Genomic DNA, 24,503 nt, shown 5'->3' with positions numbered 1-24,503 from the left:
TGTTATATTTTAAAAAGTAGTATTTACCTAAAACAGCGCATCAAACTTCCAAATGAACCCACCAATAATTTGGAATCCTTGTGCGTTGAAGTTTGTGTAACGCTGGTAATTACTATTCGTAATGTTATTTGCTTGTAAAAACACTGAAAATAAATCATTAAAATGATACCCTCCATTAAGATTTAAATCAATGTAAGCATCTAAATCTATAGCATTAAAAGTTGCTCCGTTTGTTTGAGCTCCTGTTCTACTTCCTATAAAATATAAATTCGCTCCAGCATACCATTTTTTCACCTTATAATTAGCAAAAACATCTGCTTTTATTTGTGGTAAATTCCAAGCTTTATCTTGAGTTGTTGTATTGTATGTATTAAAAGAAACATTTAATCCTAGGTTAAGTTTTCTAGAAAAATCATACGTAACTTCTCCAAAGAAACCAACTGTAGTAATGTCATCATAAATTACATTAAAAGAATTTCCATAATTGTAACCTCTAAATAAAATTCCGCTTGGGTAACCAATATTAATTCCGTTTGAAAGTGCTTCATTTAACACAAAAAATGCCTTATTCTCTTCTTTTTTAAAGCTAGCTCTTACATTATAATTTAAGTTACCGCTTAATATTCCTCTAAAACCTCCAAAAGCATTAAACGCCTCACTAGATTGTTGAATATTTAATGTTGGAGAAACATGTGGATTTTCTGAAGAAAAACTTTCATAAGAATTCACTGTTAAATCTCCAGTAGCTCCAGCATAGATATTTGCAAATCTTGGTATAATAGGATAATTAACCTCTACATCTGGATAAGCAAAAAACTTTCCTTGAGTATTTTCTACATCAAAAGAATAATACGCTTTACCTCCTACTTTAATATCAAAATCTTTGATTGAAAAAGCATACGAAGGATGAACACCTGCGGTAAGAAAACTATAATTTATTTTTTGAAGCGGATCGATATACGCTCTATCGAAACCTCCCATAATGAAGTTTAATGAAGTTCTCACGTCTAAATCCTCATAATTCAAACCAAATCTTCCTAAAGAAACGGCAAAGTTGGCATCAACATCTGCATGAATTTCATCTGACTCTTGGTCATCAGAAAAATATGCAATCGATGCGTTTACTTCTTTTGTAGCACTATTCTGAAAAAATATAGACCCGAAAATATTAACATATTGATACAATTGTTCTTCTTCAATAGTACTTGTTGTAGTATCTAAAAACACTATTTCTGGAGGTAAACCATACCAATTGTATTTATTTCGATACGCATTGAATCCAACTTTCCAATCAAAATAACGCATTTCTTGTTTTAAGAATAAATCTACACTTGCATTATAATAACTACTATTTAATACAGTATTTTGAACTGGATTACTCGATGAAATAAAATTTATTTTTCCTCCATACTCATACTCAAAAGCACTTGTATTTTGAAAATAAGCTTCAACAAAAGGTGTTAAGTTATTTCCGAAACCTAAAGAAAGATAATTATCAAATAAACGCTCGCGATCACCAACATCAATTCCTTTTAAAACACCACTTTTAGGTTTAAATTTTGATGCTACAGAAACGGGTTGAATTTTATACTCTAAAGATTTACGTTTCGCTTTATCTGATAGTTTAATTACTGGTTTCTTTTTTATTTTAAAAGCATCAGTAACTTTTGGTGCATAAGAAGTTACAACCTCTACAACTTCTGTTTTTATGATGCTATCTTTAGATTTTTCGGTTTTAGGTTTACTTTGTGCTACACTAAAGCCTACTACAAACATTGCTATAGTTACTACTATTCCTCTTTTCATTCTCTTTTAACTTTTATTGTTTAGAGTTAATTGATTCATTTGTTTTCGCTTCTTTACTTCGAATCTTATTCAGCTCGTTTTTGGCTTCTTCATTAAGATCTTTAAATTGTGTAAAGTTTTTAACGACATTGTCTAAAATATAAGTAGCTTGGTAAGCATCTTTAAGTTTATAATAGTTCTTCGCCATAATAATATAGCTTTTAACTCCCCAGTATTGATACTTTGCATAGTTTGCAATTAAGTTTTGTACTTCTTCGTTTGAACTTTCGTAAGCTTCTTCTTCATGTAAAAAGAATGCTTTATAGTACAATGTTTCTGCTTTTAACTCTCCTGTAGCAGTATTATCTAAAGCACTGTAATAATCTTGAGCAGTAGTAAAATCGTTCGTTTTAATTGCAGAACGAGCTAAAATAATTTGAGCATCTTCTCCTACTACTTGATCTATTTTACCGTTAGTTAATACCTTCTCGGCATAAGTAACTGCTTTAGTATAATCCTTTCTATCATAGTATCCTTTCATCAAATTACTTTGAGCAAAGATTAAATTCTGATCTATATTCCCTTCTTGCTCTAAACGTTCTAATAAAGGAATAGCCTTTTTCCAGTTTTCTTTTTCTAAATAAATCTGACTTAATTTTGCTAGAGCTTCTTCAGAAAATTCATTTATTCCTTTGTTTATTACGAATGAATAATATGGAATTGCATTCTGCTTCTTTGAACTGTCAAAATATAATTTAGCCAAATAGAAATTTGCTTTTAACGCATGAATTCCGTTTGGATAATTTTGAATATACTCTTTGAATCCGCTTATCGCTCTTACTTTATCATTTTCAAAAAATTTATTTTCAGCGGCTTCATATGTAGTATTATCAATATCACTATTAGACACGTTAACAAAGTCTATTGTTTTTACCCAAGCAGCATATTCATTTACTTTTCCTATATCTACGTAAACATTTCTTGCACTCGCAACAGCTTGTTTAGCTTCATTAGATCCTGGAAACTTGGCTACAACTTCTTTAAACTTAGTTAAAGCTTCTTTATTTTTTCCTTTGTTGTATTGTAATAATCCTTGACGAAGTAATACCGTTGGCACATATCCACTCTGACTGTGTTCTGTTAAAAGTTGATTGTATGCTTTTTTAGCCTGAACTGTATTTCCTTTAGCTGTATATGTTGTTCCTAACTGAAATAAAGCATCGTCTTTTAAATTCGATGATGGAAAATCTCGAATTAATTTTTTAAGGTCTTTAATTTTTGCGCTACTATCTCCTATTAAACCATCACTCATTGCTTTTTGATATTGTGCATAATCTGAACCTGCTCCACCTTCTTTTATCACTTTATCATAAGCTTGCATTGCTTTTCCATAACGTTTTGTGGCATAATATGAATCACCTAAACGATTTGAAGCATCATCATTTAAATCATTCTCATCTATATTTTCTTTTAAAAACTCTTCAAAATAAGTCGCAGCATTATCATAATCTTTTTGCTTAAAGTATGCATAAGCTGTGTTATAGTTTAGATATTTGGCTTCTTCAAAATTCGCACTACTTACTGCCGAAAAAGATTCAACAGCTCCTTTATAGTTTCCTAATAAGTAATTCGTTTCTCCTAACCAATAATGACCTTTATTTTTAATTGTATCGTTTACAGCATCTGTAGCAATTAAGAAATGAGGTAACGATTTACTAAGCTTTTGCTCATTAAATAATTGAATCCCTCTATACAATGAAACTTCGTTTGCTAAAGCATTATTTTCTGTACTCTGATTAGCTTTTAAATAATCTATTGCACCTTGATAATCTTGCTGATTTAAATATGATGTGATTAATAACCCTGAAATCTCCTGTGTATTTGGTGATTGTGGATATTTAGATAAATAAGCTTTTAAAACATCTGGAACACTTTTGTACGGATTTCCTTCTTCATAACTCAATTTAGCATAGTTTAAATCCGCATCTGCAGTAATTACAGGATCAAAATTCATTTCACTGGCATTTTTGAATGCATTTAAAGCTTCTGTTTTCTTTCCAGCTTTTAAATAACATTCTCCTAAATGATAGTAAGCACTTTGTGCCACATTATTTTGTCCGTTAATAATCTTATTAAATTGTCCGATTGCACTTTCATAATCTTCTAATTTATAATAAGAGTATCCTAAATAGTAATAATCAGTATTTGTCCACTTTCCTTTTTTCCCCTGGTACTGATTTAAAAAAGGAACAGCTTTATCGTATTGTTTTAGGTTAAAGTAACTTTCACCTATAATTTTACTGATATCTGATTTTTGCTTTTCTTTTGCGTTCGGATAAATCTTCTCACCTATCTGCGCTGCTTTTTCAAACTTTCCGCTTTTAAAAGCCATATCTAATAAGTAATAATTCGCTTCAGATTTATACGTTTCGTTATCTGCCAACTGCGCTAAATTATCTTCAGCCTCTCCATAGTTTTCTTGTCGATATGCTATATATCCGTAAAAATATCTTGAATCATTTCCATATCTAGGATCTCCTAATAATGTTGCAAACTTCTTCTTAGCATCTTCAAAATAATTTGACACTAAAAGCGCATATCCCATTTTATAGTTTAATTCTTTTTTCTCTTCTGTGTTTAAAAGCGCTGGATTCACTTTTGAATACCACTTTAAAGAATGAGAAGCTTTTCTGTTTGCGAAATAGTAATTTCCAACATTTAAAAATGCTTTTTCTTTTTTACTACTATATGGATGTTTTTTTACAAAATCTAACACTTTTGTATCTGCATCTGTCTGATTTAATTTAATTGCACACATCGCATCATAAAAATCAGCATCAGTTTGTAGATTGTGTTTTGAGGTATTTTCAGACACTTCTTTAAACACCCGTTGTGCTCCAGAATACGCTTTATTGTTATATAAAGTTATTGCTCTATGAAATTTCGCATCGATATTTGTTTGCACCTCAGTATTTTGTGCATTTACACTTAAAAAACTGAAAAAGTAACAGAGTGTTATAAATAAATATTTATATTTCATGTTAGAATTTATCTTTATACCGTTCCCTGTAAGATAACGCTATTTTTTTTGTTTTGTTTGATCAATAATCGCCAAAAATAAAAAAAGTGGTTTAAATTGATAATAAATAATAGATTTGTAAAAACTTTCTTTTTATGCAAGAGCCAATACTGCATTTAGAAAATGCAGATATCTACCAAAGAGACATTCTGGTTTTATCGAAAATTAACTTCACCTTAAATAAAGGTGATTTTTACTATTTGATTGGTAAAACTGGTAGTGGAAAAAGTAGTTTATTGAAAACTTTATATGGTGATCTTCGATTACAACGTGGATTGGGTAGCATTGTTGGCTTTGATTTGAAAAAAATGAAAGAAAAAGATATTCCCTTCTTAAGAAGAAAACTAGGAATTGTTTTTCAAGATTTCAAGTTATTAAATGATCGCAATGTTTTTGACAATCTTGAATTTGTACTAAAAGCAACTGGTTGGAAAGATAAAAACGAGCGTAAAGATAAAATTTACGAAGTTTTAGATAAAGTTGGTATGAAAGAAAAGTATTACAAAAAAACTTTCGAACTTTCTGGTGGTGAACAACAACGTGTTGCTATTGCACGAGCTTTGCTTAACGATCCTGAACTTATTTTAGCTGATGAGCCAACTGGTAATTTAGATCCTAGAACTTCTTTAGAGGTTATGGAGTTACTTAATGAAATTCATAAAAGTGGGAAAACGATTTTTATGGCAACTCACGATTATCAACTAATTGTAAAATTTAAACAGAAAACTGTTAAATGTGAAGGAGGTAAATTGTTTGAGGTTGTTCAGCAAATGCCACCACCACAAAACCAAAGTGAAAATGAAAATACTTAATTATTGAAAAAAAAGATTTTTGTTGCTGTTACTAACGATATTTCTACAGATCAAAGAGTTCATAAAGTTTGTACTTTTCTTTTAGAAAACAACTTTGATGTTTTAGTATACGGTAGAGTTTTACCTAATACAATCGAAATTGATCGACCTTATAAAGTAATTCGAAAAAAACATTGGTTTAACAATAACTTTCTTTTTTACGCTGAATATAATATTCGATTATTCTTCTATTTACTTTTCGGTAAATATTCTTACATACTATCTAATGATTTAGACACATTACCTGCTTGTTTTTTTGCTAATTCTCTAAAAAGAAACACAGAATTAGTATACGATAGTCATGAATTATTTTCTGAAGGACCAGAATTACAAGGCCGTAAATTTGTACAAGGCTTTTGGCGTAAGCTGGAATTTTTTTTTCTACCAAAAATCAAAAAGTCTTACACTGTTAGTCAGTCAATTGTTAAGTTCTACAATGATCGACATAAGAACAACATGGGGCTAATTAGAAATTTACCTGTACTTAATAGAAAAATTATTGAAGAGAAAGTAAGTTTTCCTACAAAAAACAAGGTTATTTTATATCAAGGTGTACTCAATCCTGGTAGAGGAATTAAACCTATGATTAAGGCTTTACACTTACTCCCATCTGTTGACTTAGTTATTATTGGCTATGGAAAAGTTGAACAGGAATTAGGGAATTTTGTTCAATCAGAAAACCTAGAATCAAGAGTTCATTTTTTAGGTAGAATAGCCCATGAAAAATTACCAAACTACACAAAAAAAGCTGATATTGGTATGGTTTTAGAAGAACCACTCGGTAAAAGTTTCGAATTTTCATTACCCAATAAACTTTTTGATTATATTCATGCTGAACTACCTTTAATCTCTGGAAATTTACCAGAAATTTCTAATATTGTAAACTCCTACAAAGTTGGTATTGTTGTAGACTCTTATCAACCTGAAACTATAGCTAAAGCAATAACACGAATTTTAGAAGATCAGAATTTATATAATAAAATCAAGCATAACCAACGTAAAGCTAGCAAAGAATTATGTTGGGAAAAAGAACAATTAAAATTAAGTGAATTTTTTAAATCATAAAAGATCATAAACCCTACTGTTTCCATAATTATTCCAACGTTTAATAACTTAAAGAAGTTAAAACAATGTTTGCTAAGCATACAAGCGCAAAGCTACACTAATTTTGAAGTTTGGATAATTGATGGTGCTTCTACTGACGGAACGATAGAGTTTTTAAAAACTTTACCTTCTAGATTTCATTTTATATCTGAGAAAGATAAGGGAATATACGACGCTATGAATAAAGGTATTAATTTGGCTAATGGAGAATGGTTATATTTTATGGGAGCAGATGATCGGTTTTATAACAATTATGTTTTAGATACTCTTAGTGCTTATTTTGAAAAAAAAGTGAAATTAATTTTTGGAAAAATTAAATATAAAGTTAAAGATTATTATCCATTTATATATAATCAGAAAAAAATCTACAAACATCCTTCATGGGATTGGAAAATCTGGATAAGAAATGCTGTTCATCATCAAGGAACACTTTTTAACAAAGAATTATTTTACGATAGACAATATAATTTAAAATATAAAATTCTATCTGATTACCATTTAAATATAGCCTTATACAAATCCAAAGAAAGCTATACAATTACAGATCTTTGTATTGCAGAATGTTTATCTTCTGGTGTATCTAAAACAGGAAATTGGAGTATTTATAAAGAAGAAGCGCTATTAAAAAGTGATTCTAGTTCTTACATCTTTTACCCTTTCTTCTATTTATTAGTATTTATTAAATATTGTTTGACATGGAGTACAAAAAAGAAACCATAGCAACTATTATTTTTAATCAATTAAATGCAGAAAAAACTTCATTAAAGAAGCAATTTCAAGCATCAAAAGATAAAATAGGTTTTTTCTATATCGATAATCTTTTACCTGAAAATTTAGCTAAGGATATTCATCGTGTTTTTCCATCTAAAGATCAATCTGTAAAAAGAAAAGATTTAAGAGAATTTAAGTTTGTTGCATTTCAAATGAACAAATACGATTCATTATTAGAAGAAGTTATTTATGCTTTTCAAGATCCAAGAATTATTAATATAATTTCTGAAATCTGTACGCTTGATAATTTATATGCTGATCCACACTTATATGCTGGCGGACTTTCTTTAATGGATAAAGGTGGTTATTTAAATCCGCATTTAGATAATTCTCACGATAAGGATAGAAATAATTGGCGAGTTTTAAATTTACTTTATTATGTAACCCCTGATTGGAAAGTTGAAAATGGCGGGAATTTAGAATTATGGCCTAATAGTCTTAAAAACGATCCGATTGTTATAGAAAGCAAGTTTAATAGATTGGTTGTAATGGCTACACACCAAAATTCTTGGCATTCTGTTAGTAAAGTTTTAGTTGACAAACCTAGATGTTGTGTTTCTAACTATTATTTTTCTGATACTCCTGTTCTCACATCAGATACTTTCCATGTTACTTCTTTTAGAGGTAGACCTGGAGAAAAAATAAAAGATTTATTATTGAGAATAGATAATTCGGCAAGAAATTTTGCTAGAACTTTATTTAAAAAAGGGATTAGGGAAAACCCTCATCAATATAAAAAATAAAAAAACCCGCTTCAAAACAGAAGCGGGAAATTGCTATGAAAAACTATGAAAAAGAAACTTTAAATACGTCTCTGGCAATGTAGACGCACATACATTTATGTTCTTACAAAACCTTTTTGACTTTAACATTTCTTTCACATTTCTGCTTTAATTCACGTTTTTAACCATCCAAACATTACAGCTTGAATGTCCAGAATTACCTAATTGAGTATCTAATGTTTTAAATCCTGATTCTTCATACATCGCTATGGCTTTAGAAAAATGTGGTAAGCTCTCTAAGTATACATTCTCATACCCCATTTCTTTTGCAGAATCAATGCTTTTCAACATTAAATCTTTTCCTATCCCTCTGCCTCTTACCGAACTTGAAATATAAAATTTCACTAATTCACAGTATCCTTCATCTAAGCCTTCAGTAGGAAAAATTCCACAACAACCAACAGGTTCACCTTCTACTTCGGCTACCCATAATATTGAATTTGGTGTTTCAAATAATTCATACAAATGATCGGTAGATTCATCTGAATATACTGTTCCTGTTCTAGGCGCATCGAACTCTTCGATAATATTTCGAATTATTGTTGCTAAATATGAATTATCTTCTGATTTTACTTTTCTATAAATTGCACTCACTTTCAAATATTTTACAACTAAGATAAAAACAAAAAAGCAATCTCGATGAGATTGCTTTTTTTATTATTTCACTTAAAACTTGATTATAAGTTTAAGTTAGCATTGTTAGTTTTTACTGCATCTGCAGAAGCAGCTAAGTGCTCTTTTTCAGCATCACTTAAGTTAATCTCTACGATGCTTTCAATTCCGTTTCTACCTAACACAACTGGTACACCGATACATAAATCAGATAAACCGTATTCTCCGTCTAATAAAGCAGAACATGGGTAGATTTTCTTTTGATCGCAAGCAATAGCTTGAACTAAACCAGAAACTGCAGCACCTGGTGCATACCAAGCAGAAGTTCCTAATAAACCAGTTAATGTAGCACCACCAACTTTAGTATCTTGTTTTACTTGCTCAAGTCTTTCTTCAGATAAGAATTCAGAAACAGGAACTGAGTTGCGAGTAGCTAAACGAGTTAAAGGCACCATTCCTTTATCAGAGTGACCACCGATTACCATTCCGTCTACATCAGAAATTGGAGCTTCTAAAGCTTCTGCTAATCTATACTTGAAACGAGCAGAATCTAAAGCACCACCCATACCAATAATTCTATTCTTTGGTAATCCAGTAGTTTTGTGTACTAAATATGTCATAGTATCCATTGGATTAGATACTACGATGATAATTGTATTTGGAGAATGCTCGATTAAGCTAGCAGAAACAGTTTTTACAATACCTGCATTAATTCCTAATAACTCATCACGAGACATACCTGGCTTACGAGCGATACCAGAAGTAATAACACAGATGTCTGAACCTGCAGTTTTGCTGTAATCTCCTGTAGTTCCTACAATTTTAGTATCAAATCCGTTTAAAGAAGCAGTTTGCATTAAGTCCATTGCCTTACCTTCAGCAAAACCTTCTTTAATATCTACTAATACGACTTCAGAAGCGAAATTTTTAATAGCAATGTACTCTGCACAACTTGCGCCTACAGCACCTGCTCCAACAACTGTTACTTTCATTTTATATATTTTTTTGTTGAAAATTAATAATCTAAGATGAGCAAAAATAATTCTTTTTTAAGAAAAAAATAAGCTCGTTTTATAAAAAAACCATCGAATTTCGATGGTTTTAACGTATTTTAATTAAATGTGAAAATTTTTAAATCACTTCCATTTCTGAAATATATTTTCTTTGAAGGTTCATCTAATTTATATTTTGGTTCATTCACACCAAACTCAAAACTTTCTATAATATCTCCAGTGTCTTTATTTATTTGAAGTAATACTTTTTTTCCGTCTTTCTTAGTATAAAAAAACGTGCTGTTTTTAGTTGCTTTAAATGCACTGTAACGCTTATCGTCCCATAAAAGATTAGCAACATTCTCCATAGCTGCGCCAGTATAGTACTGATTCATCCCTTTATTAAACCTTCTTTCTCCTTCTTTACTTAGATTTCGTTTTCCAACAAAGGCAGCAGTTCCTGCAAGACCAGCTCCTGTTGACATATTATACATTCCTGACATTTTAGTAACACTCCCTGTAACACCAATAGCAAAAGCACCAGCATTTTTCAAATGACGTAATCCTTCTCCTGGTTGTTTAAAATACTCTTGCTTTGTTACATTTCCTTGATTATCAGTTATAGCATACTCCCAATTACTATTCATAAAATATGAATCACTTCTAACCTCTACAGAATGTATGGCTGCATGCTCTTCAAACTTAATCTTTCTTACTTGATCTTTTCCTAATCCTTTATCTGGATTTAAAACATATAGTTTTTTCTTTTTTAATAAAATTAGATTTTTATTTTTTTGATCGTAAGCCAACTTATCGCTTTCTTCATCTAAACTAATTTTATACTCTCTTTTTTCTTTACCTTTTTTAAAGTATTCAATTCTGTATGGTGTTACAAAAAGTACTCCTTGATCGTATTCAAAAGAAGTAAACTCTTCTTCATCATCAACTTCAAAATCAACATTTTTAATTACTTTTTCAGGTCTTTTCCAAATTTTCTTTCCAACATTGTCTACTAAATGTTTTTTATTCTTGTAGTACACCATATATCCTTCAGGAGTTTTCTCAGCATATTTCACTTTCTTTCTTTTGAACTCTTTTTTCCATACTTCTTTTCCTGATGCTGGATCATAAAGGCTAGCACCGTCTTTGTGAATTACGAATAATTTTTGATCAACAAATTGATAATCTACAAAACCTTCATCTAATTTTATTGGCTTCTTCCATACTTCTTTACCTGTATTTACATCAAAAGCTAATAGTTCTTTACCAATAACTTTTTTTCCTAGTAAAGATAATCCCATTGTAAACCCTGCTTTTATAGCCCCTCCAATTAATGAACTACTTTTATTCTCTACAGCTATTAAAGCTTTGTTATCTTCTGTAAAAAATAATTTTCCTGCGTTGTATTTTTCAGTTAAGATTACTTTTCCATCTGCTTTATTCATAAGAAAAACAGTTTTTCCAGTAGTGAATGCTATTTTATCTTCGTTCTGAATAAAATTACCAATACCTCCTAACCCTGTTAAGGTGCTAATCATTTTCTTATTAGATTCAATAGTAGCCTCCCAAAGTATATTATCACTTTCGATACCAACTAAAAATAGTTTTGCTTTTGTTTTTTCTACTTTCGCAAAGAATAATGTTGCTTTTTTTCCAAAAATATATTTAGTATCAATAATGCTTTTAAATGCGTTTTTTTGGTCGTCAATAATTTTATTTCCAGATTTAATATTGAACACAGTCTCTTTAAATTTACCATAAGGTGAGTTTGGAATTTCAGTAAATGAAGAACCTTGATCTTGCCCTAATTGATTTAAACTTTTTACAAGACCTGTTTCTTTAAATTCCCAGATTTTTTCACCTGTTTCACCATTTATTCCATAAACAGCTCCTTTGGTAGTTACTACTGGAATACCTGTAATTTGATGTAAATTAATATTTACAATTTTACTATCTAGCGTGATAGATTGATCTGGACTTTTTTGAGCGTAACTTATAAAAGATAAAAGTATTAGCCCGAGGATTAATTTAGCCTTCATAATTGGTTTTAATATTAAACTATGTTAAATTATGTTAAAGTTCGCTAAATTAGTCAAATAAATGAGAAATAAAAAGCCTAGGAAATCCCTAGGCTTTTTTTAATACTATTTTATATTTTTTATCTGAAACTAAAAGCAATACCTGCGTTTAAAGTATTGTATTCTTGTAACGTATAACTACCAAAGATTTTAAAGAATCCTAAGCTTAATCTTGCTCCTATTGTAGCATTAAAACTACTCGCGTCTTGTTTTAAAGAAAAAGGATCTGTAATTGTTTCTTGAACTGACGGCACTAATGGATTATTTGTACTATAAGTCAAAGTGTAATCTCCAAGCATGTTTAATGTAGTACTACCAGAATTGAAACCTAATCCTCCATAAAAATTAATTACAGGAAGATTGAATGATGCTATTGCTTGAAAAGTATATGCATTTAAATTAAACTCTGTTAAAGCATTTTGAGTTGAAATTTGCGTATCATTAACATCTCCGATTACGTAATCCACATTCATATTAGAATATGCTGCTAAAAGGGAAATATGTAAAGGTGTTTTATCAACAATACCAAACCAATCTGTAATTTCCTTCTTTAAACCAAAACCAAAAACACTTCCTTTTACATCATCAGAACCTACTTTTGGAGTATATCTAACCATTGCATCTAATTTAAATGGTAAACCAATACCAACTTGAATTGAAGGAGCAGGCACCGAATTAAATGGCAAGTCTTCTTTTACTCCATTTGGCATTTGAAAGTTAGCTGAGACGTTTTGCCCAGCAACTGTAGATTGATATGTAAGTGTAGCTGGTGTAGCTGAATCTCCACCAACGGTTGGTGTTAAATTTCTGTCGAATGTAGTACTACTCGACAACCCAATAGCTGCTAAATCAAAAATCTCATCTTTTTCTGGTATAAAAGAAGTACTAGCTCCTATAGTTATATCAAAGCCAAACTTTTTATGAACCTTAGCCGTATGGTACCAGCCGTTATTCATACTATAAATAAATCCTTTAAAAGCAGGTTGTAAATATGCATTAGTAATTTTTGCAGCATCTTCCCTTGCCAATAAAATAGTTTCAAGTTCTTGTGCATAAGAACCTATTGCTGAGCACATAAAAAGCGATAATAAAATCTTCCTCATCTTATATAGTATTGATAGTTTATGTAAAAATATAAAAACTTAATTCAATACTATTACCCAATTTTAGGTATTTCTCCTAAAAAACTATGAGTGATTCTCCTCAATAGACCTTTTATTTTTTTTAGTTTTGTCGCAATGAAAGCGATTTTAACATCTAAATACACAGTTCCTGTTTTTCTTATTTTATTATTTATTTTGAATGTAATTCAAGGATATTCAACTGAACTTTTAGCTGATGAAGCTTATTATTGGGCTTATAGTAATAATCTAGATTGGGGATATTTTGACCACCCTCCAATGATAGCGTTATGGATTACCATATCGAAATTCTTTTTTAGTTCAGGAGAGTTAAGTATTCGTTTTTTCTCTGCAATAACATTAAGCCTTACTTTTTATTTTGTTTGGACACTTATTAAACATCCTGAAAAAAATAAATACACTGGATTGTTTTTATTATTACTAACAACTACAGCTTTATTTAATGTTTATGGGTTTATAACTGTACCAGATACGCCATTACTTTTCTTTTTTGCTTTGTTTTTGGTTGGTTATCAAAAGTATATTTCTGAACAAAAATTTAGCAGCTATGCTATTATAGCAATAGCCATGGCAGGAATGTTATATAGTAAATATCAAGCTGTTTTAATTATTTTCTTTGTTTTACTTTCAAACTTAAAAGTATTAAAAGACTGGAAAATTTGGGCAACAACTTTGGCAACTATAGTACTATTTTCTCCTCACTTGTATTGGCAATATTTAAATGATTTTGCTTCAATTAAATATCACTTATTTGAAAGAAATACAAAAAGTTACAGAATAGATTATACAACAAATCACATCTTAAATCTAATCGCAATTATAGGATTAACTTTCCCTATTGTATACTTGGCTTTTTTTAAAAGAATTCGAGTTAAAGATCAGTTTGAAAAAGCTTTACGTTTTTTAGTAATTGGATTTGCTGTTTTCTTTTTTATCTCATCTTTTAAAAGTCGCGTTCAAGCACAGTGGGTGGTTCCTATTTCAATACCTCTTATTATTATTCCTTTTTATTATTTAATAGATAATCCCAAAAAAATAAAAGCTTTTAAAATTTTAGCGTCAGTAACGTTACTAGCAACTATAGCTCTACGAATAATCGTTGCTAATGATGGTTTAGTTCCTAAACAATTTGAGATGCACGGAAATAAAAAGTGGGTTAAAAAATTAGATCAACAGTTAGCAAATACCACTCCGTTATTTTTAAATTCTTACCAGAACACTTCTCTTTATTGGTTCTATTCTGGAAAGAAACCATTACAAATAAATTCATGGAGAAGTAGAAAAAATCAGTATGATTTATATGATTACAATCAAAATTTTGATTTGAATAAGTTTGCTTTAGTTACTTTCAATAAAACTGGTAATGCTACCGATTCTCTTATTAAAAAGAATAAAAGCTTGTTGTATATTGAGACCAATACAAATGGTTATAAAAAAAGAAGTAAAGCTCAATTTGAACTGATTAATCCAGTAGTAAATAAAGAAAAAGAAAGTATTATTTCTGTTTCTTATGATACAAATTTGATTTCTGAACTTGACAAACTAGAACTGCAAATTATATTTAAAGCTCAACGTTCTAGAGCTGTCACAAAAGCTAAACTAGTTAACAATACTGTAGTGTTTACAACTCCTAAGTTAAACTGGACACCTACTCATATTCAAATCGCAGGAACAACAAATACTAAAGTTATTCCCTTAAGATTTAGTAAAATGACAGAATGTTTATTTAAAGAATAGTTTTATAATGCTTCTTTAAAAATCTTTTGAAATAAAATTCTATATAGTTTATAGAATAATGTACCAATTACAATTCCTGATAAAAAACCAGTAGAAACATCTATCGGATAATGAACTCCTAAATAAATTCTACTATATCCAAAAACTAAAGGAAATAATACAAGTAAATAGATATACTTAATCTTATTTCTTAAAAGTAAGATTGTAAATGTTGTAAACGTTGTTGATAAAGATGCATGTCCAGACCAGAAACTTTTCCCTCTAGGTTTATAAGAAAATTGTCTTAAATATTCTTGCATATCAATTGCATTACAAGGTCTAGTTCTTCCTGTTAAATTCTTAACTAGGTTCGTAAATTGATCTGAAAACGCAACAAAAACTGCTATGAACAACAATGTAAATAGTGTTTTTTTAACACCAAATTTCCAAGTAATTAAACCAAGAATTACAACAAATAAAGGAATCCAATTGAACTGATGTGTTATTGCTAACCACATCGCATCCCATTGTTCACTACCTAAATTATTAAGATAAATTAAAAGCGCTTTATCTTTTGCAATGAGCGCATCAAGTAAACTATTTTCCAACTTTTAAAACTTCAATTTCAAAGATAAGATCCGTATTTGGCTTAATTACAGGTAAGCGACCTACTTCTCCGTAACCTAAATAACTAGGAATAAAAAGACGTGCTTTTTCACCTTCTTTTAATAAAGAAGCTCCTTCTTTCCAACCTGCTATTAAAGGATAATTCGGATCGTTAATCGTGAATGTAAAAGGCTGTCTTTGATCTAAACTAGATGCTATTTTAACACCTAAATCATCTAGTAAAGTATAATGTACAGTTGTAGGTAAATCTGGATTTACTTTTTTTCCTGTAGTTTCTTTTAACTTTACTACTTTTAAACCAGACTTTGTAGTAAAAGCACTATAATAATCTAGCTCTTTTTTTACATTTTCTTTAGCTATTTTTATCTTTCTTATTCTTTCTTTTTCTCTTTCTTCTGAATTTGATAATTCAGTTAAGAAAACTTCTGGCGCATTAAAATCTTTAGCCTTTTTACCAACTCTAATGATTTCAACTTTATTGATGTAATCATTTTGTACGATAGTATCTACAATATTCTGACCATAAGTTACTTTTCCAAAAACAGAATGCTTACCATCTAACCAAGGTGTTTCTTTGTGTGTAATAAAGAATTGTGCAGAATTTGTAGCTGGTCCAGAATTTGCCATTGATAAAATTCCTGCACTATCATGTTTAAATATTAATTCTCCATTTTCATTTAAAGGAAACTCGTCATCAAAACGATATCCTCCGCTACCTCTACCAGTACCCGTTGGATCTCCTCCTTGAATCATAAAATCTTTAATAACTCTGTGAAATTTAATTCCATCATAAAAAGGTCTTCCTTTTAATGAATCTGTAACTTTAGGATTATTTCCTTCTGCAAGAGAAACGAAATTCGCCACAGTCATCGGAACAATTTCAGAATGTAACTTTATTAAAATATCTCCTTTATTTGTTTGAATATCTGCATACAAACCTTCAGCCAGCTCTGGATACTTAACTGTTTTACAAGATGATATCGCAATTATAGTTAATGCTATTAAAAACTTTATTGATTTCATATTTTTAAATTAAAAGAGAAAAGACATTGATAAGTAATATCAATGTCTTTTAAAATTTATTTTTTAGTGACCGTGTCCGTCTCCTTTGCTATGTCCTGCTCCTAATTGAGCTGGTTGAGCAGCTGGTAAAACCTCTAACAACTCTACATCAAAAACTAATGTTGAGAAAGGCTTTAAAATCGGACCTCTTTGTTGGTATCCGTAAGCTAACTCTTGAGGAATAAAGAATTTATATTTTGCTCCTGGTTTCATTAATTGTAAACCTTCTGTCCATCCTTTAATAACTTGAGTTACACCAAACTCAGCAGGACTCTTAGCTGGTTCCATTGTACTATCGAAAACAGTTCCATCTGTTAAAGCACCATGATAGTGAACTTTTACTCTATCTGTAGTTTTTGGTCCTTCACCAGCACCTTCTTTAACTACGATATACTGTAAACCACTTGCTGTAGTTTTTACTCCTTCTTTAGTTTTATTATCTACTAAAAACTGCTCGTTTTCTTTCTTGTAATCTTTGAAGTCAACTTCAGCTTTTTTCTTCATTTCTTCTTCTCTCTTCTTCATCTGCTCCATTCTAACTTTTTGGAAATATCCACTGATGATTTTCTCAGCATCTTTTCTATCAATTAAAGTTGTATTTGCAGAATCTCTTCCTTCAGAGTATCCTTGAATATATAAATCTGGATTTAAGCTTTTTGCTGCTTCATCCATATTCATTCTCACTGCTGTGTTTAATCCAATAGCATAACTCACTGAGTCAATGTAAGTATCTAAACTTGCTTTTGTTTTTACTTGTTGATTATTACAAGAAATAATAGACACTCCAACGGCTGCTACAGCCAAAATCTTAGTTAATTTCATTATTTAGTTTTTTAATGTCGATTAATGTTAGTCTGCTTTTTAATGTTTGGTTCATTCCAATCTTGCTTCCATCGCCCGTTACCCCAAAAGCTCGGTACGAAGGAATGACAAATGTAATAGTTTCTCCTTTTTTCATCAACTTTATTCCATCTTGCAACGCAGGAATGAAATCTTCTTTATCTACTTTATAGCTTATTGTTTGATCTTTATAGATTGTAGTATTGTATAAGTTGCTTATGTTATAACTTAGTGTTACTACGTCTCCTTTGACTGGTTTCATACTGTTTAATGTGTCTTTAACATTATAAGCATACCAAAATCCTTTAGGAGAACTTAAAAAGTTATTTACTGTATCTTTTTTTAGAAAGCTCTCTATATGCGATTTTTCTAAATTATTAAGCTTTATGTTTTCCGCAATAACTTCTTTGTAGAAATTAGATGTTGTATGAGTCTTTGGTCGACGAGCTTCTGGTGAACTACAACTACACAAAATAAAAATTAAAGCTACTAATGCTATACATTTATTACTCATAAGAATTCATCAATTCGTTTTTATACTTTGGTAATAACGCTGTAAATTTTTGAATAGTGTTCTCTATACTATCTTCTGATCTTCCTCCAGCTGCATTATCATGTCCTCCTCCATTAAAATAATTTCTCGCAAATTGATTTACTGAAAAACTTCCTTTAGATCTGAAAGAAATTTTCACGATTCTTTGCTCAACATCTTCAATAAAAATAACTGCGAATACTATTCCTTTTACAGACAAAGCATAGTTTACAATTCCTTCTGTATCTCCTTTTTGATAATTAAATGATTCTTTATCTTTTTGAGTAAGCGGAATAAATGCTGTTTTATATTCTGGAAGTACTTGTAAATTACTTAACGCTCTTCCTAATAGTTGTAATCTATTAAACGAGTTTGCATCGTAAACATTACTATGAATTACATCATTTTTTGCTCCTTTATCAATTAAATCGGCAATAATTCTATGCGTTTTACTCGTTGTAGATCTAAAGCGAAAAGAACCTGTATCCGTCATAATTCCTGTATATAAACAGGTTGCTATATTTTCATCTATTAAATCAAGATCATCAAACATTTCTATGAAATTATACACCATTTGACACGTTGAACAAATTGATGTATCTGAATACATATACGTAAAATCGTCTGGTTGTTGATGATGATCGATTAAAGCTAAATCGTTCTCGTATTTACTTAATGTATTTTTCATATCATCTCCTACTCTATGCAATGCATTAAAATCTAGCAGAAAAATGATATCTGATTTAGATAAAGCTTTTACACATTGATTGTTCTGACGATCGAATCTGTATACAGTTTCAACACCAGGAATCCAATGTAAAAAATCTGGAAACTCATTTGGCATTAACACTTGCGTTGTATGCCCTTTTTTATCAAAATAATGTTTTAACCCTAAAGTTGAGCCAATTGCATCACCATCAGGATTTTTATGACCTATAATTACTATACGTCTCGATGTCTCTAGATAACTTGAAAGTTCTTTAAAATTCTTTAGAATCATAGACAGCGAATATACAATTTAATATTCTTTTAAATATTTAATAATATCTGATTTGTTAATTTGTTTACTAATTTTTAATCTAAATGAAACGACATTTTATCTTAATATTCACGGTGTTTACGTATTGTTTTGCTAACAGTCAAAATGATTTTACAATCGCTTTTGGATCTTGTAATAAATCTTCAGTTGAAAATAAATTTTGGGACGATATTATCGCACTAAATCCTAATGTTTGGATTTGGGGTGGTGATAATATTTATGCTGACACTGATAACATGACTGAAATGAGAGCAAAATACGATGCTCAATTCAAACAAAAAGGATACAAAGAATTAACTGAAAAAGTTAAAATTCTTGCCACTTGGGACGATCATGATTATGGCAAAAACGATGCTGGTGAAGAATACGTAAAGAAAAAGGAGAGTCAACAATTATTTCTAGACTTTCTTAATGTTAGTTCTACCGATTCAAGAAGAAAAAGACAAGGCGTTTATCATGCTGAAGAATTTAAAACAAAAAAAGGAACAGTAAAAATCTTTGTATTAGATACTCGCTATCATAGAACCGCTTTGAAAAGAGATGAAAATAGTAGTCAGAAAAAATATATTGCAAATACTTTTAATGAAGGTACTATTTTAGGAAAAGCACAATGGAAATGGTTAGAACAGGAATTAAATAACTCTAAAGCTGATTTTAATATTATCATGAGTAGCATTCAAGTACTTTCTAGTCAGCATCGATTTGAAAAATGGGCTAATTTTCCTCATGAAACCAAAAAACTAATCCAACTTATTAAAACTTCTAAAGCTAAAAACACCATCTTATTGTCTGGAGACAGACATATTTCTGAGTTTTCTAAAGAAGAATTTAAAGGTATTCCTTATCCAATTATTGATTTTACATCGAGCGGACTAACACATGCATATAAAGGTTTCACTAAAGAAACTAACGATAAAAGAGTTGGTAATGTAATCTTTACTGAAAGTTTTGGTGTATTACAATTTGATTTTGATAGCAATAAAGTGATTTTTCAAATGCGTGGAAATGGAAATGCAGTGCTTCAAGAAATCTCTCAAATTTATCCTTAACTTGCTCGTAACATTAAAAAGCGTATTTTTGCGCGAAATTAAATTTGACAAAAACATAGAATGGCAACAAATAGAACATTTACAATGATTAAGCCAGATGCTGTTGAAAACGGACACACTGGAGCTATATTAGAAAAAATTAATGCTGCTGGATTTAGAATCGTAGCAATGAAGAAAACGCAAATGACTAAGCGTGATGCTGAGACTTTTTACGGAGTTCACAAAGAGCGTCCTTTCTTCGGAGAATTAGTTGAATTCATGACTCGTGGTCCTATTATCGCTGCTATTTTAGAGAAAGATAACGCTGTTGAGGATTTTAGAACTTTAATCGGTGCTACTAATCCTGCTGAAGCTGCTGAAGGAACAATCAGAAAACTATATGCTACTTCTATTGGAGAAAATGCTGTACACGGTTCTGATTCTGATGAAAACGCTGAAATCGAAGGAAACTTCCACTTTGCTGGAAGAGAAATGTTCTAAGAACAGAAAGATATAACATCAAAAAAACGCGCTAGATATCTAGCGCGTTTTTTATTTTAATATAATAAGTGTTGAAATAATTTGATGCAACAGTTATTCGATTTGATTTCCTCCAGGTTTTCCTCCTCCTTCTCCTGTGTTAGGAATCTGAGTTTTCTCACATTTTCCTGTTTTCGTTACACAATTCACATTAGGTGATTCATCTCCTGTACAACACTTTTCGTACCCATTTGAACAAGTAACACATGTTTTTGTTGAAGATCCAAATCCTCCTAAAACTGTTTTTTGTTGTTTTTTACTTAAAGCTGTTCCTAAATTTACAATGTTCTTTAACATAATTTAAATTTTTATAGTTGGTTAAAATAATTAAAAACTTATCAAATATTTTTACACCCAAAAACAGATATTATTAGTTTTTTGGGTCTCTTTTCCATCGAACGCCACTCCATACAGTTGCTAAAGAAACTGTAATTACTCCTATCTTCCCTAAATCAAACTCACGACCGTTGAATAGACCTACAATTAATATAACTACAACAAAAATAGTTAATGTTACAGCAAAATAATAACCATATTTTGTTTCAAAGAATGTTTTCTTTTTAGTTACTTCTTCTTTATAATTAGTTTTAAGGTTCTTGTCAATTTTAACACATAAATCAACAAAATTTTCAGCATTACAAAAGTTATTATTAGAACTTATTCGTAGCACTTTTCCGTTTTTAAACTTAAACTTAATTCCTGCTCCTTTCATCCAATGTATTTTATAATATTTAAGATCTTTAAAGGCCACCACATTATCTTCCCATTCTAATCTATCTTTTGATAGATTGAAATCTATTTTACTGACAGAAAAGTTTTTCTTGAATAAAAAATAATAAATAGCTGAAACAACAAGTGCTATTAATACTTTGTCTAAACCTCCTCCAATTTCTTTAATTAAAATAAATAATGTTACTCCAAGAACACCTAATGTAGACATCAGCATGAAGAGTAACACTAAAGGTTTAGTACACTCTACTTTTTCAAATTTTCGCATATTTTTAAAAAAAACTAAACTAACATAAGTTTTTTCACTGTTTCTTCTCCCATTTCATCATTAATCATTCGTACTATTTTTTCTTTTCCATAACTTAACTCTTCTCTAAGTACCGAAGAATTTAATCGTACTATTAAAGTTCCGTTTTGAAGCTTTACCTCACTTGTGTATGAATGTACTCCTGGTCCCATTAACTTCTCCCAAGCTTCTTCTATTTTTATTTTTTGAAAACCTTTTTCTAATTTATTTTCTTTAATAAAGGCTCCCATTAAATCTTTTATCGAAATACTATTATTTTGTCTCTTTGCCATAGTTTAAAGATTAAAAATCTGATACGGTTTATTACTCAACTTAACTACATTCTCAGTTCGCTCAAAATGAGTATCAGTAATAAAAATTTGTCCAAACTCATCATCATTCACCAAGTTTACTATTTGAGCAACTCTGTGCTCATCTAACTTGTCAAATATATCATCTAACAACAATATAGGCGTTATTTCTGATTGTTTTTTTATGAATTCAAATTGCGCCAATTTTAAAGCTATTAAGTAGGATTTTTGTTGTCCTTGAGAACCAAACTTTTTAATAGGATATTCTCCAATTCCAAAGACTAAATCATCTTTATGAATCCCTGCAGATGTATATTGTAAAACTCTATCTTTTTCTAGCTGATTATCTAATAACTCAGAAAATTCAACAGTATTTAACTGACTTTTGTAAGATAAGCTAACCGCTTCTTTATCATTAGAAATTACTTGATATTTCTTGTTAAAAATTGGTGTAAATTTTTCTAAAAACTCCTTTCTTTTTAAATGAATTTCTTCTCCATATTGAACCAATTGTTCGTTATATACTTTTAAGTTTAACTCATCAAAAGTTCGATTTGCCGCGAAAAACTTCAACAACGCATTTCGCTGATTTAAAACCTTATTGTAAGCTATTAAAGAGGAAAGATATTTTTTATCTTGTTGTGAAATAACACCATCTATAAACTTACGACGTGTTTCACTTCCTTCAATAATTAAATCTCTATCCGCAGGTGAAATAATCACTAAAGGAAACTGACCAATATGATCTGAAAAACGATCATATACTTTTCCATTTCTCTTCAGTACTTTCTTCTGACCTCTTTTTAGTGAACAAATTATTTTTTCTTGTCTTTCATGAACTAAATAATCTCCTTCCACCATAAAAAAATCTTGATGATGACGAATATTTTGTCCAGCTATAGGGTTAAAATAACTTTTAGCAAAAGACAAATAATATATCGCATCAAGCACATTTGTTTTACCTACACCATTGTTCCCAACAAAGCAATTAATCTTTTTTTCAAAACTAAAAGTTTGGGCTTCAATATTTTTAAAATTCACTAAAGATAATTTCTGCAAATACACTACTACATTTGTTTTCAGACAGGAAACGCAAAATAACGAAAAATCGGCTTTTAAAATCCAATTAAAAAAACTATTTTTGCGCCACTAATTTTATAAGAATTATGGCAACATATAAAAAGAGAGGATATAAACCTAAGAAAGAAAAGGTTGTAGAAGAAGTTATTGAAGACACATTTGACGAGTCACAAAGTGATGTCGCAAAGACGTTTGAAGGACTAGATGAAGTTGCTAATAAATCTGAACAATGGATCGAAAAAAATAGTCGTCCATTATTCTTTGGTTTAGTTGGGATAGCTGTTCTTATTTTAGGTTATTTAGCATTCAACAAGTTTGTTGGTGAACCTAACGAAGTAAATGCTTCAAATGAGTTAGCATACCCAAGATCATTTTTTGATCAAGCTGAAAAAGCTGCAGGAGCTAAAGCAGATAGCTTATACAATTTAGGTTTAAATGGTGGTGCTGATGGTAAATTCGGTTTCTTAGATATCGCAAAAACTTTTAGCGGTACTAAAGCTGGAAATATTGCAAATTACTATGCAGGTATCACTTACTTAAGACAAAAAGATTACCAAAATGCGATTTCGTATTTAAGTGATTTTACTTCTGATGATGAATTATTAGGTCCAACTGCTTTAGGAGCAATTGGAGACGCTTTTGCTGATATTAACCAACCAGAAGAAGCTTTAGAATATTACGAAAAGGCTGCAAACAAAAAAGACAATGAGTTTACAACTCCAATGTTCTTATTTAAAGCAGGACAAACAGCAATGAAATTAGGAAAGCACGATAAAGCTTTAGCTTTTTTCACTACTGTAAAAGAAAAATATTCGACTACTCAAATCGGTAGAGATATAGATAAGTATTTAAACAGTGCTAAATACGCTAAGTAAATTATATGGCAACTACGAACTTATCTTATTACGATAAAAACACAATCCCAAATGCGAAAGATTTTCGATTTGGGATTGTTGTTTCTGAATGGAACCCTGAAATAACTAAAAATTTACATCAAGGTGCTATAGACACACTTATTGATTGTGGCGCTGACAAAAAGAACATTATTTCTTGGGATGTCCCTGGAAGTTTTGAATTAGTGTACGGATGTAAGAAAATGATCGAAACTGAAAAGTTAGATGCGATCATTGCTATTGGAAACGTTATCCAAGGAGAAACAAAACATTTTGATTTTGTTTGTGAAGGAGTTACACAAGGAATAGTAGATTTAAATATCGCTTATGATGTTCCTGTAATTTTTTGTGTATTAACAGACAATACTCGTCAACAATCTATTGATCGTTCTGGTGGAAAACTAGGTAACAAAGGAATAGAATGTGCTGTTGCTGCAGTTAAAATGGCTGAGCTAAAAAATATAGGAGTTAAAAAAAACGCAGTAGGATTTTAACTTTTTGAATAAAAATATATGTTAAAAAAGCCAAGTGTTTACTTGGCTTTTTTAATTTAATATGAGCACAGCTTGATAGCTTATCATTAATTCCGTAATTTTGATTTATGTATTTGGTGTGGTTTTTGAA

24 protein-coding genes are annotated in these 24,503 nt (G+C 30.2%); 9 read left to right on the top strand and 15 right to left on the bottom strand.

All coding sequences use genetic code 11. The features are described from left to right. Positions 1–27: 27 nt before the first annotated feature. Entirely contained in the window at positions 28–1,806 is a 1,779-nt protein-coding gene (locus Q1A15_RS12835; protein WP_299624400.1) for a hypothetical protein, read from the bottom strand. A 13-nt stretch (positions 1,807–1,819) separates the two neighbouring features. Next, positions 1,820–4,825: a tetratricopeptide repeat protein gene (locus Q1A15_RS12830; RefSeq protein WP_299624397.1), complete on the bottom strand. Its 3,006-nt coding sequence runs from the start codon at positions 4,823–4,825 to the stop codon at positions 1,820–1,822. Between the two features lie 134 nt (positions 4,826–4,959). Between Q1A15_RS12830 and Q1A15_RS12825 the strand changes: the two genes are divergently transcribed. From Q1A15_RS12825 to Q1A15_RS12810, 4 genes are read left to right on the top strand one after another with little or no spacing between them, the layout of a single operon-like run. Beyond that, positions 4,960–5,676, top strand: a complete 717-nt coding sequence (locus Q1A15_RS12825; RefSeq protein WP_299624393.1) for an ATP-binding cassette domain-containing protein — start codon at positions 4,960–4,962, stop codon at positions 5,674–5,676. 3 nt (positions 5,677–5,679) lie between these two features. Then, positions 5,680–6,780 carry a glycosyltransferase gene (locus tag Q1A15_RS12820; RefSeq protein ID WP_299624390.1) on the top strand — a complete coding sequence of 367 codons (1,101 nt, stop codon included), beginning with the start codon at positions 5,680–5,682 and terminating at the stop codon, positions 6,778–6,780. 3 nt (positions 6,781–6,783) lie between these two features. Continuing rightward, a complete protein-coding gene (locus Q1A15_RS12815; protein WP_363322685.1) occupies positions 6,784–7,539 on the top strand; it encodes a glycosyltransferase family 2 protein in 756 nt (251 codons plus the stop codon). Further along, positions 7,515–8,333 carry a 2OG-Fe(II) oxygenase gene (locus tag Q1A15_RS12810; protein WP_299624387.1) on the top strand — a complete coding sequence of 273 codons (819 nt, stop codon included), beginning with the start codon at positions 7,515–7,517 and terminating at the stop codon, positions 8,331–8,333. Before Q1A15_RS12815 ends, Q1A15_RS12810 begins: the two co-directional genes overlap by 25 nt. Before the next feature lie 147 nt (positions 8,334–8,480). On the opposite strand, the gene Q1A15_RS12805 is transcribed toward Q1A15_RS12810, so the two are convergent. The 4 genes from Q1A15_RS12805 to Q1A15_RS12790 form a co-directional block, all read right to left on the bottom strand. Next, the gene (locus Q1A15_RS12805; RefSeq protein WP_299624384.1) at positions 8,481–8,966 is read right to left on the bottom strand and encodes a GNAT family N-acetyltransferase; all 486 of its coding nucleotides are present in this window, start codon (positions 8,964–8,966) and stop codon (positions 8,481–8,483) included. A gap of 83 nt (positions 8,967–9,049) precedes the next feature. Beyond that, complete coding sequence (mdh, locus tag Q1A15_RS12800; RefSeq protein ID WP_299624381.1) at positions 9,050–9,976, bottom strand: malate dehydrogenase; 927 nt, start codon at positions 9,974–9,976, stop codon at positions 9,050–9,052. Positions 9,977–10,095: 119 nt separating this feature from the next. Beyond that, positions 10,096–12,015 (bottom strand): PQQ-binding-like beta-propeller repeat protein, encoded by a 1,920-nt coding sequence (locus tag Q1A15_RS12795; RefSeq protein WP_299624378.1) that lies wholly within the window; start codon positions 12,013–12,015, stop codon positions 10,096–10,098. A gap of 119 nt (positions 12,016–12,134) precedes the next feature. Further along, a complete protein-coding gene (locus Q1A15_RS12790; protein WP_299624375.1) occupies positions 12,135–13,157 on the bottom strand; it encodes a DUF6588 family protein in 1,023 nt (340 codons plus the stop codon). Between the two features lie 135 nt (positions 13,158–13,292). Here Q1A15_RS12790 and Q1A15_RS12785 point away from each other — a divergent pair, with 135 nt between their 5' ends. Next, a complete protein-coding gene (locus Q1A15_RS12785; protein WP_299624372.1) occupies positions 13,293–14,933 on the top strand; it encodes a glycosyltransferase family 39 protein in 1,641 nt (546 codons plus the stop codon). 2 nt (positions 14,934–14,935) lie between these two features. Here the strand turns inward: Q1A15_RS12785 and Q1A15_RS12780 are convergent, their stop codons facing one another. The 5 genes from Q1A15_RS12780 to Q1A15_RS12760 form a co-directional block, all read right to left on the bottom strand. Then, positions 14,936–15,520, bottom strand: a complete 585-nt coding sequence (locus tag Q1A15_RS12780) for a phosphatase PAP2 family protein (RefSeq protein WP_299624368.1) — start codon at positions 15,518–15,520, stop codon at positions 14,936–14,938. After that, positions 15,510–16,562: a peptidylprolyl isomerase gene (locus tag Q1A15_RS12775; RefSeq protein ID WP_299624365.1), complete on the bottom strand. Its 1,053-nt coding sequence runs from the start codon at positions 16,560–16,562 to the stop codon at positions 15,510–15,512. Before Q1A15_RS12775 ends, Q1A15_RS12780 begins: the two co-directional genes overlap by 11 nt. Positions 16,563–16,625: 63 nt before the next feature. Then, a complete protein-coding gene (locus Q1A15_RS12770) occupies positions 16,626–17,423 on the bottom strand; it encodes an FKBP-type peptidyl-prolyl cis-trans isomerase (protein ID WP_299624362.1) in 798 nt (265 codons plus the stop codon). Then, entirely contained in the window at positions 17,410–17,955 is a 546-nt protein-coding gene (gene gldI, locus Q1A15_RS12765) for a gliding motility-associated peptidyl-prolyl isomerase GldI (protein ID WP_299624359.1), read from the bottom strand. The genes Q1A15_RS12770 and gldI overlap by 14 nt, the downstream gene beginning before the upstream one ends. Then, positions 17,948–18,973, bottom strand: a complete 1,026-nt coding sequence (locus Q1A15_RS12760) for a bifunctional oligoribonuclease/PAP phosphatase NrnA (protein WP_299624356.1) — start codon at positions 18,971–18,973, stop codon at positions 17,948–17,950. Before Q1A15_RS12760 ends, gldI begins: the two co-directional genes overlap by 8 nt. A gap of 83 nt (positions 18,974–19,056) precedes the next feature. Here Q1A15_RS12760 and Q1A15_RS12755 point away from each other — a divergent pair, with 83 nt between their 5' ends. Beyond that, positions 19,057–20,061: an alkaline phosphatase D family protein gene (locus Q1A15_RS12755; protein ID WP_299624352.1), complete on the top strand. Its 1,005-nt coding sequence runs from the start codon at positions 19,057–19,059 to the stop codon at positions 20,059–20,061. Positions 20,062–20,121: 60 nt separating this feature from the next. Beyond that, positions 20,122–20,541, top strand: coding sequence for a nucleoside-diphosphate kinase (locus tag Q1A15_RS12750; RefSeq protein ID WP_299624349.1), 420 nt, complete (start codon positions 20,122–20,124; stop codon positions 20,539–20,541). 93 nt (positions 20,542–20,634) lie between these two features. Here Q1A15_RS12750 and Q1A15_RS12745 read toward each other — a convergent pair whose 3' ends face one another. The 4 genes from Q1A15_RS12745 to Q1A15_RS12730 all read right to left on the bottom strand — a co-directional run bounded on the left by Q1A15_RS12745 (position 20,635) and on the right by Q1A15_RS12730 (position 22,971). Then, positions 20,635–20,877, bottom strand: coding sequence for a hypothetical protein (locus Q1A15_RS12745; protein WP_299624346.1), 243 nt, complete (start codon positions 20,875–20,877; stop codon positions 20,635–20,637). 73 nt (positions 20,878–20,950) lie between these two features. Continuing rightward, positions 20,951–21,577 (bottom strand): hypothetical protein, encoded by a 627-nt coding sequence (locus Q1A15_RS12740; protein WP_299624343.1) that lies wholly within the window; start codon positions 21,575–21,577, stop codon positions 20,951–20,953. A 14-nt stretch (positions 21,578–21,591) separates the two neighbouring features. Continuing rightward, on the bottom strand, positions 21,592–21,888 hold the full coding sequence (locus Q1A15_RS12735; protein ID WP_299624340.1) for a DUF721 domain-containing protein: 297 nt from the start codon (positions 21,886–21,888) through the stop codon (positions 21,592–21,594). Between the two features lie 3 nt (positions 21,889–21,891). Beyond that, positions 21,892–22,971 (bottom strand): DNA replication/repair protein RecF, encoded by a 1,080-nt coding sequence (locus Q1A15_RS12730; RefSeq protein WP_299624337.1) that lies wholly within the window; start codon positions 22,969–22,971, stop codon positions 21,892–21,894. Between the two features lie 101 nt (positions 22,972–23,072). Here Q1A15_RS12730 and Q1A15_RS12725 point away from each other — a divergent pair, with 101 nt between their 5' ends. Next, positions 23,073–23,861: a tetratricopeptide repeat protein gene (locus Q1A15_RS12725; RefSeq protein WP_299624334.1), complete on the top strand. Its 789-nt coding sequence runs from the start codon at positions 23,073–23,075 to the stop codon at positions 23,859–23,861. A 5-nt stretch (positions 23,862–23,866) separates the two neighbouring features. Next, complete coding sequence (gene ribH, locus Q1A15_RS12720; protein WP_299624331.1) at positions 23,867–24,373, top strand: 6,7-dimethyl-8-ribityllumazine synthase; 507 nt, start codon at positions 23,867–23,869, stop codon at positions 24,371–24,373. Positions 24,374–24,503: the final 130 nt, after the last annotated feature.

It is taken from the genome of uncultured Tenacibaculum sp. (assembly GCF_947495995.1).
Classification (GTDB): Bacteria; Bacteroidota; Bacteroidia; order Flavobacteriales; family Flavobacteriaceae; genus Polaribacter.
Note: the sequence above shows the minus strand (reverse complement) of the source record. Positions and strands in the feature narration are given on the sequence as shown.